The following is a 13118-nucleotide window of genomic DNA, read 5'->3' as shown; positions in this document are numbered from 1 at the left end:
TACATTTTCTTGCACAAAAAATCCAACAGGAAATGCACAAAAATAATAGAGAAAGAATCGCATTTTCTATCAATAAACCAGAAAAAAGTGCCGCCAGCAGATCCAGTCCATCGTTCTTCCATTGAACCATGTTTCAGGGAGGTCGGCAACGGGTGTCCGGAATACTCAAAAACAGGTCATTTCTGTTCGTGTTGACCAGCCATTTCATCCACAAGATGGCGGAGCAATTGTACGATTTGGCCATCCCTTTGTTGATTCTTAATGCGACCGGATCTTCCGTCCTGATGGGTTTCATGTACGCATTGGGCTTTGTCGCGGAATTTCTGGTCGGATTCTTCGGCGGCAGCATCGTGGACATGATGGATCGGAAGAAGCTTCTCATGATCATTTCGGCATTGCAGGCATTGTTCATCAGCCTCCTTCCGATCTCCGCTTCCCTGGACGTTTTTGACGTGGCGTCTGTGTTCTTGGTGGCTTTTGTGTTGGATCTTTGCATCGCTCTGTACCGGGTTGCCGATACTTCGATCATCCCGCAACTGGTGGAAAAACGGGATTTGCCGAGAGCCAACGGCATCATGCAGATGGCCATCTCGACGGCGGAAGCAACCGGTCCGGCCGTCTCCGGACTGATCATCACCGCCCTGGGGCTTTTCGCGTCTCTTTGGATCAACGTGGGGGCCTTTCTGCTGCTCCTGTCCACCCTGTCGTTGATTCGTCATTACAAGCCGGCGCGGGAAACGGACCTGTCTTCTCCCGGAGCCATCTGGTCCGCCAGCAAGGAAGGGCTCCGATACACGCTGTCCAACAACCTGTTCCGTTCCATCCTGGTCTGGAACCTGTTCGTCAACTTCGGTCTCAGTGGAGCCGTTCTGATTTTGCTTTACCATTTGAAGGAAGTCATGAATCTTCAGACGTCGCAGATCGGAATCATCATGACGATGGCCGCGGTGGGCGGATTGCTCAGCGGGCTGATGTTTTCCCGAGTACAGGCGGCGTTCCGGTCCGGAAGAATTCTGTTCGTGTCATCGCTCGTGGTGTCTGTTTCCCTTCTCTCCATCCCCTTCCAGGAACACTGGTTGTTCGTCGGTATTTCCGTTTGTTTCCTGATGTTCTGCGTCGGTCTTAATTCAAGACTGATTCATCTGCTGTTCCAGACATGCGTCCCGGAACACATGTTGGGGCGGGTGATCAGTGCATCCAGACTGGTCTCCACGCTGCTCGCTCCTCTCAGTGTCGTGCTCGCCGGTTGGGTGGCGGAACATTGGCACCCGGCCCACGTGTTTGTCGGGGGCGCAATGATCATTGTGTCGGCAACGCTGGCATCCTTGATGACGAACATGCCGGCGGCAGATTGGTCGGTCCGCGAAGAAAGCCGGCAGGCGTAAGAAACATCCTTGATTCTTCCAGATCACTCCCTCCCTTCGAAAGATTGAACAAATTGTGATAGAATGGAAGAAATGATTTCCATCCGGGAGGATTGTGATTCATGCAATCGAAAGTGATCGGCTTCTTGCTCATCCTTGCCGGCTCACTTCTGCTTCTGGTCTGGCTCGGACTGGTGGGAGTGGCCGACTTTGTTTCTTGGCCTTTTCTCTTCTTCCTTTTGGGCGCGGTCTTGCTGTTTTTCGGATTTGTGAAGAAAAACGGGTCGCTGGTGTTGACCGGAGGCCTGATCGCCGCGCTGTTTTTGGCGATTTGGGGCAAAGCGTCGGTGCAGGGATGGCCCGGTCACTGGAGCATTTTGCTTGCTCTGGTCGGTATGGCGGTCCTTCTGCACTTCGGCGTGACCAAAAACACCAACTCGGCCATTGTGGGAGCCACTTTGTTCCTGTCGGGCATTTTGGCCTATCCGGGCATCACGGAATTGCCGGTGTTCGCCCCCCTCACGTCGGCAATGCACAAAGTCTGGCCCGTTTTGATCATTGTGCTCGGCTTCGTTTTCCTGACACGAAAAGGATGACGATCGGGCGAATTTCCGGCGAACGGTGTACGAGCCCCCGCTCTCCGGACATCCGGCCGTTTTCTCTGTCCAAATCGACATCCGGCTGATACCGACCCGTTTGCGGGCCATTTTTCATAGGATGGAGGAAACGTTCTTCCGGAAGGAGTCCGATCATGATCCAACTGAAAACATCCGACGAAATTCGTCTCATGCATCGGGCGGGAAAGCTGCTCGCCGCCTGTCACCGTCAGCTGCGACGCCTGATTCGTCCCGGCGTCACCACGCTGGAGATCGACCGTTGGGTGGAAAACTGGCTGTCCGCCCGTGGAGCCCGTCCCGCCCAGAAAGGATATCTCGGATATCCCCATGCCATTTGTGCTTCCGTCAATGATGAAGTCTGTCACGCAATGCCCCGCGATGTTCCCCTGAAAAACGGAGACATTGTCACGATTGACATGGTGGTGGAACTGGATGAGTGGATGGCGGACTCCGCGTGGTCGTATTCGGTCGGGACCATCGGCAGGGAGGCGAGAAAACTTCTGGACGTGACCCGTGAAGCCCTGTACGTCGGCATCCGGGCCGCCCGTCCCGGGAACCGGATCGGAGACATCTCCCATGCCATTCAGTCGTTTGCCGAGTCGCACGGCTTGTCCGTCGTCCGCCCGTTCATCGGACATGGAATCGGCCAGCGCATCCATGAGCCTCCGGAAGTGCCCCATTACGGGTCACCCGGAACCGGTCCGGAACTCAGGGAAGGCATGGTGATCACGATCGAGCCGATGCTCACGCTGGGCAACCATGAAGTGAAAATCGACGCCGACGGCTGGACCGCCCGCACGGTGGACGGATCTCTGTCCGCCCAGTATGAACACACCGTGGCCATCCTGGCAGACGGACCAATGATTCTGACCGAGCAAAACGAGGCGCGAAAAAACAGGAAAAACATGGATTCTTGTCGAAATTGAAGTCATGCTGAGAAAAAGCGTCATGGTGGTGATCATCCCCCTAATCCCACCTGACGCTTTTTCTCTCCCGACTTTTTTGGCATCGCCTTGTCCGGTGCCGCCGGACTCCTTCGACTTCCATTTCTCCCCTGTTTTTCCGCTGCACGCAGCTGCGCAACACTCCGCAGGAGACTTCCCCGTCTGCCATCAAGCGGTTTTCAATGCCCCGTCCGTTTCCCGACGTCACAGATACGGATGCCGCTGATGATCTTGCCGGAAGCGCCTCTCCAGCCCTACCGACAGCAGATGAAACACCAACAGAAGCGCCACGTAAGCGATGAGCGGCACCCAGACGAGATACGGATGCACGATCATCCAATCCCGGTACTGCCCCATCAATCCGGTCCATTCCAGACTGCGGGACCAGTACTCGATCCGTTCTTTTTCCTGCGCGATGTCGGTCCCGCCAAGAAAAATCCGAAACAGGCTGAGCTGACCCAGCACTCCCAGAACCACGATCATGTCCTGGACCAGCAAAATGACGAACGTGTCTTTCAGCATGGGATAGATGTGTTTTCGTATCAGCCAGCCCCGGGTGGCCCCCATCACCAGTGCCGCTTGCACGGACAACCGTCGTTTCAGTTCTTCCGTCCTCGTCCGGATGGAGGCGATCACCGGCGGCAACCCGAACAGGATCAACACGGTCCCCTGGATCAAGAGCACTTCCCGGAACGGGAGCGTCTGGCTGAATGTGCTCAGCAGAAGGACCAAAATCACCACCCCGGGAATGCCTCCGAACAGACCGGAAGAGATGCGGAAATGCCCCTTCGTGCCCGCCGGTTTCTCCACCTCGTCCAATGGTCTCCTCATGCCCAACCAAATGCCGGTCCATCCGCCGATCCCCACCCGGAGCAGCGAGACGGTCACCACGAAAAACAACGTGTATTTCAGCCCGTGCAGCATGAGGGAAAACACATCCCGTCCCCGTGGATCCTTTCCGAACCAGTGCTCTTTGGAGGGCGGCTCGGGACTGGTCATCGGATTCTCTCCCACGTATTGAAGCGGCTCTTCATCGGAAGGAGCATACGGAGCCAACCACGGACCGAACACCGCGACGAACAGAAACACCATGAGCAGCAGGCTCCCTGTCCACAAGGGCACATTGATTCGTCGCTGCCGATCAGTCACGATTCAACCACCTTTCCGTTCCGGCAACCACCAGTCGCAGGAATCCCCATGTGAGCAGGTACAAAAGCACCAGACACCACAAGGTATTGACAAGCACTTCGTACTGATCCAAAGGATTGGGCTTAAGCAGGGAAAACTGCCGCTCAGTGGTGAAATTCCGCATGAGGCCCGGCTCCAGAAACCTCGTGATCCCCGGGGAATGAAACAACAGTTCCACGATGATCAGATTGCCGCAAAGAATCGACACCATGCGCGGAAGTTCCGCCTTGACCACCGGAAGGACATTGGACAGCACATGCCGCACATAAATGGTGAGCTTCCCCAAACCTTTGGCCCGCGCCGTCCGGATGTAATCCTCCGTCAGGACCTCCAGTGTACGGTTGGCCGTCATCCTCATCAAGAGTACGAACGGAAATATGAATAGTGCCACAAACGGCAGCAACAAAGCAAAATCATCATCGTTCAGCGTGTAGATCTCCGCCATTCTCCATCCTGTCCGTTGGTACACAAACACCACCGTCAGCTGCAAAAACATCACGATGATGAAATCGGGGATGGTAACCAGAAATTCCATCAATGACTTCAGCCATCCCCCCGAACGGGCCCATGCCATCCCCGCCGAAATGCCCAAGATGAGAGCACAGAGAGACACGGCCAGCAGATGGACGGCCGAATACAGAAACAACGGCCGAATCTCCTCCACGAAACTTCGCGTTACCGTTTCGGCATATTGGGAAGAAACTTCTTGTTCATACACGAAACTGCTGCCGTCGAAAATCCCCGCCAAATACGCCAAGATTTGCTCTCCCGTCTGAATCAGCACTTCCGTGACGGGCGGCTGGTCCATTCCCGGGGGAACCTCCGGCTCCGTGAGAAGCTTGTCCAATGCCCCCGGAAGAGCCGCGAGCAAGAGCACGCCGAAAACAAACGCCAGCCATGCGGCCGGTCTTCGAATCCGACGCCAATGAAACGCCAACCGTGCAGCCAGCCATCCCACCCAATACACGAAGAGGTTCCAGGCAAGCCGGTACCGTTCCGTGAACCCGAGATCGAGATGCGGAACTTTCCCCTCCTTCTCCCGCCAGCGAAGCTCCAGTCCTCTCGCCACCAGAAAAAACGCCAGAAGCAATATCATGTACGCCAGCAGCGGAATCCATACCAGATACGGATAGACAATCACCCAAGTCTTGTTTTGGCCGATCAGTCCCGCCCATTCATGACTATTGGAGAATGCATGCTCTTCACCGGGAGCGATCTCATCCCATGCGCTTCCGCCGAGGAACAACTGAAAGACACTGAGTTGCCCCAACGTGTTGAGCACCAGGATCATGTCCTGGACGAACAAAATCAGGATCCGCTCCCGAAGCATCGGAAGAATATGCTTGCGGATGATCCAACCCCGCGTGGCTCCCATCGCTCCGGCTGCCTGAACGGACAACCGATCCCGCAATTGAAGGGTATGCGCCCGAACCACGGAAGTCACCGGCGGAATTCCGAACGCCGCAATCACCAACCCTTGCATGAGAACGGACATGTCAACAGACATCTCTGCGAGCAGATGAGGCAGAAGGATGACCAGCAAAAAGATCACCGGAATTCCGGAGAACCAACCGCTCAGAGAAAGAAGCTCTTCCGGTCCGCGTCGCAAAGCGGGTTCCGCCCGATCCTTCCCGCTCATTCCCGACCATACGCCGAGTAACAAGCCGATCCCCACCCGTACCGCCGCCACACCCGCCACGAAAAACAGGGTGAATCTGAGCCCGTACAACATCAGTGACAGCAAGTCCCTGCCACGCTGGTCCTTGCCCAGCCAGTGGTCTTCAAAGGGAGGTTCCGGGGCGGTGACCGGCTCTCCGTTCACAAACCGAACCGGCTCCTCGAACTCGGGAGAATACGGAGCGATGAACGGTCCCGTCATGGCCAGCACACAAAGCAGAAACAGAATGGCACCTCCGGTCCACAAACGAATCCGGCCCTGCCGTGTCCGTTCAATCATGGGCCATCCCCCGCTTCATCGCACCAAGAGTCCCCCACATCGTCAAAAAGGTGATCAGAAACAGAAGAATGAGCATCCACAAATGATTGAGCATCGTCCCGTACGTTTCGACCACTTGGGAGTGAAAGAAAAATCGGGTGACCCCCGGTGAATTGAACAAGTACTCGATGACGATCAAATTTCCGGTCAAGATGGCCGAGAGCCGAACCAGGTCCGCCTCGATCACCGGGAGAACGTTTCGGGCGACATGCTGCAGCCAGATCCACGTTTTGCCGAGTCCTTTCGCCTTGGCCAGCAAAATGTAATCCTCCGTCAACACTTGATACGCCTGGGCGGAAGACTGCCTCACCGTATAAACAAACGGGAGAAGAAACAACGTGATCAGCGGCAACAGAACGGCCGTATCCGATTCGGTGGTGAACACCTCCCCGGGCAAGACCCCCGTCCGTTTGTAGATGAACACCATCAACAACTGAAGAAAGAACGCCAGCGCAAAATCCGGAACCGTCACCAAAAACTCCAGCACTTCCCGGACCACCCCGCCCGATCTTGCCAAGAGCAGGCCCGTCATGACCCCAAAGAACACAGCCAATGATCCCGTCACCATCAAATGGGTCGCGGAAAACAGGAACATCGGTCCCGCATCCTCGATATAATTCCTGTGTTCGTGCACAATCTTGGCTTCTTTTTGGGAGAAGAGCCGCTTCTGATAAATGAAGCTTTCTCCGCTCCAAATCCCTTTCACATACTCCACCGTTTCCTTCGTCAATTGCCGGACGGCTTCACCGCGCGGCACGGGTGGAGCGTCGATGGATGTCCTCACGTTCCCTTTTGCGATACGGATCCAACCGGGCAGTGAAGCAATGAACATCACCGCGACAATGAAAGCCGGTACCCACCATATCCTCTTGATCCACAAGGCACTCCCTCCTGTCGTCAAAAGGATAGAAGTTTTTGGATGTTCCGACTACAACATTCAAATTTCCCGATTTGACAAAAAAAATGCTCCCGTCCCATGTCGGGACGGGAGCGCGGCAGGAAGTCACTCCACTTCAAACGTCGTTTTCAGTTTGGACTTCTCTTCGTAACGTTCGATGGCCAGCTCGATCAAGCGATCCACCAGCCCGGAATAGCTGATGCCCGAGTGTTCCCACAGTTTGGCGTACATGCTGAACGGAGTGAAACCGGGCATGGTGTTGATTTCATTGATCAAGGGCTCACCGGTGTCTTTGCGGATGAAGAAGTCAACCCGCGCCAATCCGGAACCGTCGACGGCCTTGAAAGCGCGAATGGCCATCTCCCGAACCCGTTCCGCCGTCTCGGCCGGCAGGTCGGCCGGAATGCGCATGACGGATTTTCCGTCGATGTATTTGGCGCGATAATCGTAGAATTCATTGGACGAAATGATTTCTCCGGGTACGGATGCCTGCGGCTCATCATTTCCGAGCACCGCCACTTCCACTTCATGGGCGGGGATGAATTCTTCGATCACGATTTTCCGGTCATATTGGCAAGCCAAGTCGAGAGCCTCCGACAGTTGCTCCCGGTTTTTGGCTTTGGAGATCCCCACGCTGGATCCAAGGTTGGCCGGTTTCACAAAACAGGGATACCCCAGTTCCCGTTCAATCGTGTCGAGAACTTCCTCTCTTTGCTTCAAGATCCGGGATTTGAGGAAATGAACGTATTTGGCTTGAGGCAGACCCACTTGGGAGAAGATCTGTTTCGCCACCACCTTGTCCATGCCGACGGCCGATGCGAGCACACCGGCTCCCACATAGGGAAGCTGGGCGATTTCCAGCATGCCTTGGATGGTACCGTCTTCGCCGTATGTACCATGCAATACCGGAAAGACGACATCGATTTCACCGGGCCGGAAAGACGGCAAATGGCCTTCCCCCGACTGCGTCGAAGGTACGGGTACGGAACCCGTGTCGCCGCCATGGCCATCGATGTTTCCCGCGGACAAAGGGGTTTGCAGGCTTTCCTGAAGCAGCTTCACACGCTCCTGACTCAAGTTTCCTTCGATCATCGGCATAGCGGCACGTCCCAGCTTGAACACGCCTTCTTTGGTGATTCCCACCGGAATCACTTCGTACTTGTCCGGATCCATCGACTGGATCACCGAAGCGGCGGAAGAAAGCGAAACTTCATGTTCTCCCGATTTCCCCCCGAACAGGACGGCCACACGCAGTTTCTTTTTCATCCTCTCCCATCCTTTCCCGTGCTTATTGCTACCTTTATTCCCCCGTCGATCCGCCTATGTCTTGCTCCGTCCCGTCTTCTTCCGGATCCAGGGCGAGGACTCGGATGGCATTCCACAGCTCTTCCTTGCCGAGTCCCGTTTCGGCGGAAAAGAGAATGACGGATTCTCCTTTCGGGAGTTGCAGACCTTCTCTGACAATTTTCAGGTGCTGCTGCCATTTTCCTTTGGAAATTTTGTCTGCCTTGGTGGCAACGACGATGGTGGGAATTCCGCAAGCCTGCAAGTATTGATGCATCTGTTTGTCATCGGCGGTGGGAGGGTGACGGAGATCGATCACCTGGATCACGCCCCGCAGAGTGGCCCGACGCCGCAGATACTGCTCCATCATCTTTCCCCAGGACTGGCGGACGCTTTTGGACACCCGGGCAAAGCCGTAGCCCGGAACGTCCGCCAAATACAGCTCGCCGTTGATCCGGTAAAAATTGATGGTTTGTGTCTTTCCGGGCTTGGAGCTGGTGTGCGCCAGTTTTTTTCGCTGCACCAAACAGTTGATCAACGAAGATTTGCCTACATTGGAACGCCCGGCCAGAGCAATTTCCGGCAGGGCGTCTTCCGGATACTGATCCGGACGAACGGCACTGGTCACAAACTCAGCTTTCTTCACCAGCATACGGATCCCTCACCAATGCGAGCTTCAATACTTCATCCATGTGCGCAACGGGGATGAGTTCCAAATCCTTGCGCACGCTTTTCGGAATCTCTTCCAAATCCTTTACGTTATCCCGGGGCAGAAGCACTCTTCGAATTCCGGCACGATGAGCGGCCAGCGTTTTTTCTTTGAGGCCGCCGATGGCGAGCACTCGTCCTCTCAGCGTGATCTCCCCGGTCATCGCCACTTCCCGGGAAACCGGAATGCCTGTAAGCGCCGAAACAAGAGCCGTGGCCATGGTGATCCCCGCCGAAGGTCCGTCCTTGGGAATCGCTCCTTCGGGAACGTGGATATGGATGTCGTGTTTCTCATGAAATTCCTCGTCAACGTTCAGCTCACCGGCCCGCGAGCGAATAAAACTGAATGCGGCCTGCGCGGACTCTTTCATCACTTCTCCGAGATGACCCGTCAGCGTCAGCTTTCCTTTGCCCGGAAGAAGCGACACTTCGATCGACAAAGTGTCACCTCCCGCTTCCGTCCAAGCAAGACCGGTGGCCACTCCGACCTGATCGGTCTCTTCCACCCGACCGTACCGGTATTTTTCCGCCCCCAAATACTGTTCCAGGCTTCTGGCCGTGATGACCACTTTCTTCTTTTCCCCGGATACGATCATTTTGGCAGCCTTGCGACAAAGCGTACCGATCGTCCTTTCGAGATTGCGGACGCCCGCTTCACGCGTGTAATTGCGGATGAGCCGAAGGATGGCCCCGCTCTGGATCTGCAAGTGATCCGGTGTGAGACCGTGTTCCTTCATCTGTTTGGGAAGCAGATAGGACTTGGCGATATGTTCCTTTTCAATCTCCGTGTAGCCGGAGATGTAGATCACTTCCATCCGGTCCAGAAGCGGACGGGGGATGTTGTGAACCGCGTTGGCCGTGGTGATGAACATCACCTTGGACAGATCATACGGAATCTCGATGTAGTGATCGCTGAAAGCGTTGTTCTGGTTGGGATCGAGAACTTCAAGCAGGGCTGCCGAAGGATCTCCCCGGAAATCCATCGACATTTTGTCGATTTCATCCAGCAGAAACACCGGATTGATCGTTCCGGCCTGCTTCATGCCCTGGATGATCCGTCCCGGCATCGCCCCCACATAAGTGCGCCGGTGTCCCCGGATCTCCGCTTCATCCCGCACGCCTCCCAGCGAAATCCGCACAAAATTGCGTCCCAGTGCCCGGGCGACGGAACGGGCCAGCGACGTTTTCCCCACCCCGGGCGGCCCGGCCAGGCACAGAATGGGTCCCTTCATGTGACGGACCATTTTGCGGACGGCCAGGTATTCCAGGACCCGTTCCTTCACTTTTTCCAGTCCGTAGTGATCTTCATCGAGGATTTTTTGCGCCCGGTCCAGACTCAGGTCATCTTCCGTTTCCTTCTGCCAGGGAAGTTCCAACAGCCACTCGATGTACGTGCGAACCACGCCGCCTTCCGCCGAGCTGGTGGGGATCTTCTCCAACCGGTCAATTTCGCGGGAGATTTTATCCTTCACGGAATCGGGGGCCTCCAGCTTCTCAAGAAGCGCACGCAGTTCTTCCACTTCCGCGCTGCGTCCTTCTTTTTCCCCGAGCTCTTTCTGAATGGCCTTCATCTGTTCACGCAGATAATATTCTTTCTGCGTCTTTTCCATCTGTTTGCGAACCCGGCTGCTGATTTTCTTCTCCAGTTCCAGCACTTCCCGCTCATTGTGCAGGATGCCGAGCAATTTCTCAAGGCGCTGACGAACGTTGACTTCTTCCAGAATCATCTGTTTGTCCGAAATCTTGAGCGGCAGATGGGAAGTGATCACGTCCGCCAGCCGACCGGGTTCTTCGATGTCGGAGACGACCGAATACGTTTCCGGCGACAGCTTTTTGGAAAGGCGCAAATATTGTTCAAAGTGATCGAGCACGGCACGCATCAGGGCTTCCGTGTCGCGACCGCCCTCGTCCAGATCCTCGGCTTCCTCGTAACGGACCACGAAGCACTTGTCGGTGTTCACGTAATCCGTAATCTTGACCCGCTTCAAACCTTCCACCAACACGCGAATGGTTCCGTTGGGAAGCTTCAGCATCTGACGAACTTTGGCAATCGTTCCGGTCCGGTAAATGTCCTCTTCCGTCGGCTCTTCGATTTGCACCTCTTTTTGCGCAGAGAGCACGATCAGATTATCGTCCACCATGGCTCGCTCCAATGCTTCGACTGATCGCTCACGACCCACATCCAGGTGGAGAACCATGGTCGGAAACACGATGAGTCCTCGAAGCGGCAGGAGCGGCAAGGTGCGTATTTCTTTCTCAGCCATACATGCACCTCCGCTTGCTGTCACACAAGGAACATTGCAACATTGTACGATTGTATCCTATTCATTCGCGTTTGTCTATGACATCCGAAGCCGACTCCCCGCAGTGTTGTCGGCGAGCCGGCCGTCCAAACGGGTTACATCACGGGGGCCGTTGTCCAGGTTGCGGCAACGGCCACGTTCTCTTCCTGCTCTTCGCTCTCCGCTTTCTCCGGCAACAAAGCCAGTTCCAGCACCGTTTCGACCCTTTCCACAGGGATCACTTCAATTCCTTCCATCGTCCGGAAAACATCCTGCATGTTTCCCGCCGGAATCAATACGCGGCGGGCCCCGGCACGTCGGGCCGTTTCCACCTTCGTCACGATTCCGCCCACCGGCTTCACGAAGCCGTGGATGCTGAGTTCACCCGTCATGGCCGTCAAATGATCGACCGGAACTTTGCGGATGGCCGAACAAATCGCGACCGCCAGGGCAATCCCGGCCGAAGGGCCGTCCACGGGCATGCCTCCGGGAAAATTGATGTGCAAATGATAATCATCCGGCTTGAGTCCCGTTCCCCGCAAGACGGTGAGCACATTTTCCACGGATCCCCGTGCCATGCTTTTTCTGCGGAGCTTCCGGCTGTGCGCACCCACTTCTTCCTCTTCCACCATGCCGGTGAGACGGATGCTTCCCTGACCGGGACCGGCGGGCGTGGCGGAAACCTCGATTTCCAGTATCGAGCCCATATTGGGGCCGTGGACGGCGAGACCAGCCACCAGTCCCACCCGCGGCGAATCAGGCATGCGCAGATCCGGACGCGGGCTCAACCGGCTGCTGTTCACCACCCACTCCACGTCGGACACTTCGATGTGATCCCGTTGTTCGGACATGGCGATCCCCACCGCCGTTTGCACGATGTTGACGGCATCGCGGCCGTTGGTGGCATACCGGGTGATCAATTTCACCGCATCGGGCGAGTAAGCCATTCCGATCCGCTTCAGGGCCTGCGACGCCACCTTTTCAATCTCTTCCGGGAAGAGCGGACGGAAAAAGATCTCCATGCAACGGGAACGAATCGCGGGCGGGATCTCCTCCGGAGTCCGGGTGGTTGCGCCGATCAAGCGGAAATCGGCCGGCAGCCCGTTCTGGAAAATATCGTGAATGTGGCCGGGCACATTGGGATCTTCCGCGTTGTAATAGGCGCTCTCCAAGAATACTTTCCGATCTTCCAGGACCTTGAGCAATTTGTTCATTTGGACCGGATGAAGTTCACCGATCTCGTCGATGAACAACACACCTCCGTGTGCCCGGGTCACGGCCCCCGGTTTGGGTTGGGGAATTCCCGCGGCTCCCATCGCTCCGGCTCCTTGATAGATGGGATCATGGACGGAACCGATCAGGGGATCGGCGATGCCCCGTTCGTCAAACCGGGCGGTGGTGGCATCGATTTCGATGAAGCGGGAATGCTTGCCGAACGGAGATGCGGGGTTCTTTTTCGCTTCTTCCAGGACACAACGGGCCGCCGCCGTTTTTCCGACGCCGGGAGGACCGTAAATGATGACGTGTTGGGGGTTGGGTCCGCACAGCGCCGCACGCAAGGCCCGGATTCCCTCTTCCTGACCGACGATCTCGCCGAGCGAGGAAGGCCTTGTTTTTTCCGCCAGCGGTTCGGTCAGGGACATGCTGCGCATGTTCCGCAACTTTTCCAATTCCTTGCGGGATTCCCTGTCCGAGGCATGGCGACCCAGTTGTTGGCTTTTGAGCAGGTTCCAGAAATACAAACCGATGATGACGGAGAAGAACACTTGCAGAAACATCAAAAGCGCTGTCCAGTTCATCCTGCAATCCTCCAGGCATGCACCTTTTTTGCTTATCG

The 13118-nt window shown here is 55.9% G+C and carries 10 protein-coding genes; 3 read left to right on the top strand and 7 right to left on the bottom strand.

Annotated features, from left to right (window positions below; translation table 11 throughout):
- Positions 1-152 precede the first annotated feature (152 nt).
- The 3 genes from EG886_RS04765 (at position 153) to map (ending at position 2907) form a co-directional block, all read left to right on the top strand.
- Positions 153-1385 (top strand): MFS transporter, encoded by a 1233-nt coding sequence (locus tag EG886_RS04765; RefSeq protein WP_164491653.1) that lies wholly within the window; start codon positions 153-155, stop codon positions 1383-1385.
- A gap of 101 nt (positions 1386-1486) precedes the next feature.
- Positions 1487-1960, top strand: a complete 474-nt coding sequence (locus EG886_RS04760; protein ID WP_124727066.1) for a hypothetical protein — start codon at positions 1487-1489, stop codon at positions 1958-1960.
- A gap of 155 nt (positions 1961-2115) precedes the next feature.
- Complete coding sequence (map, locus tag EG886_RS04755; RefSeq protein WP_124727065.1) at positions 2116-2907, top strand: type I methionyl aminopeptidase; 792 nt, start codon at positions 2116-2118, stop codon at positions 2905-2907.
- A 222-nt stretch (positions 2908-3129) separates the two neighbouring features.
- Here map and EG886_RS04750 read toward each other — a convergent pair whose 3' ends face one another.
- The 7 genes from EG886_RS04750 to lonB all read right to left on the bottom strand — a co-directional run bounded on the left by EG886_RS04750 (position 3130) and on the right by lonB (position 13080).
- Complete coding sequence (locus EG886_RS04750; protein ID WP_124727064.1) at positions 3130-4074, bottom strand: ABC transporter permease; 945 nt, start codon at positions 4072-4074, stop codon at positions 3130-3132.
- Positions 4067-6070, bottom strand: coding sequence for an ABC transporter permease subunit (locus tag EG886_RS04745; RefSeq protein WP_124727063.1), 2004 nt, complete (start codon positions 6068-6070; stop codon positions 4067-4069). The genes EG886_RS04750 and EG886_RS04745 overlap by 8 nt, the downstream gene beginning before the upstream one ends.
- On the bottom strand, positions 6063-6989 hold the full coding sequence (locus EG886_RS04740; protein WP_124727062.1) for an ABC transporter permease subunit: 927 nt from the start codon (positions 6987-6989) through the stop codon (positions 6063-6065). Before EG886_RS04740 ends, EG886_RS04745 begins: the two co-directional genes overlap by 8 nt.
- A gap of 123 nt (positions 6990-7112) precedes the next feature.
- Positions 7113-8273, bottom strand: a complete 1161-nt coding sequence (locus EG886_RS04735) for a D-alanine--D-alanine ligase (RefSeq protein ID WP_124727061.1) — start codon at positions 8271-8273, stop codon at positions 7113-7115.
- 34 nt (positions 8274-8307) lie between these two features.
- Positions 8308-8943 carry a ribosome biogenesis GTP-binding protein YihA/YsxC gene (yihA, locus tag EG886_RS04730; protein ID WP_124727060.1) on the bottom strand — a complete coding sequence of 212 codons (636 nt, stop codon included), beginning with the start codon at positions 8941-8943 and terminating at the stop codon, positions 8308-8310.
- A complete protein-coding gene (lon, locus tag EG886_RS04725; RefSeq protein WP_124727059.1) occupies positions 8924-11263 on the bottom strand; it encodes an endopeptidase La in 2340 nt (779 codons plus the stop codon). Before lon ends, yihA begins: the two co-directional genes overlap by 20 nt.
- 134 nt (positions 11264-11397) lie before the next feature.
- A complete protein-coding gene (lonB, locus tag EG886_RS04720) occupies positions 11398-13080 on the bottom strand; it encodes an ATP-dependent protease LonB (protein WP_124727058.1) in 1683 nt (560 codons plus the stop codon).
- Positions 13081-13118 lie beyond the last annotated feature (38 nt).

It is taken from the genome of Staphylospora marina (assembly GCF_003856495.1).
Classification (GTDB): Bacteria; Bacillota; Bacilli; order Thermoactinomycetales; family Thermoactinomycetaceae; genus Staphylospora; species Staphylospora marina.
This window is presented reverse-complemented; position numbering and strand designations above follow the sequence as displayed.

Bases quoted from the DNA above. Each gene is read 5' to 3' on its own strand.
- EG886_RS04760 (WP_124727066.1), top strand. From the start codon at position 1,487: ATGCAATCGAAAGTGATCGGCTTCTTGCTCATCCTTGCCGGCTCACTT.
- map (WP_124727065.1), top strand. From the start codon at position 2,116: ATGATCCAACTGAAAACATCCGACGAAATTCGTCTCATGCATCGGGCG.
- EG886_RS04745 (WP_124727063.1), bottom strand. From the start codon at position 6,070: ATGATTGAACGGACACGGCAGGGCCGGATTCGTTTGTGGACCGGAGGT.
- EG886_RS04735 (WP_124727061.1), bottom strand. From the start codon at position 8,273: ATGAAAAAGAAACTGCGTGTGGCCGTCCTGTTCGGGGGGAAATCGGGA.
- yihA (WP_124727060.1), bottom strand. From the start codon at position 8,943: ATGCTGGTGAAGAAAGCTGAGTTTGTGACCAGTGCCGTTCGTCCGGAT.
- lon (WP_124727059.1), bottom strand. From the start codon at position 11,263: ATGGCTGAGAAAGAAATACGCACCTTGCCGCTCCTGCCGCTTCGAGGA.
- lonB (WP_124727058.1), bottom strand. From the start codon at position 13,080: ATGAACTGGACAGCGCTTTTGATGTTTCTGCAAGTGTTCTTCTCCGTC.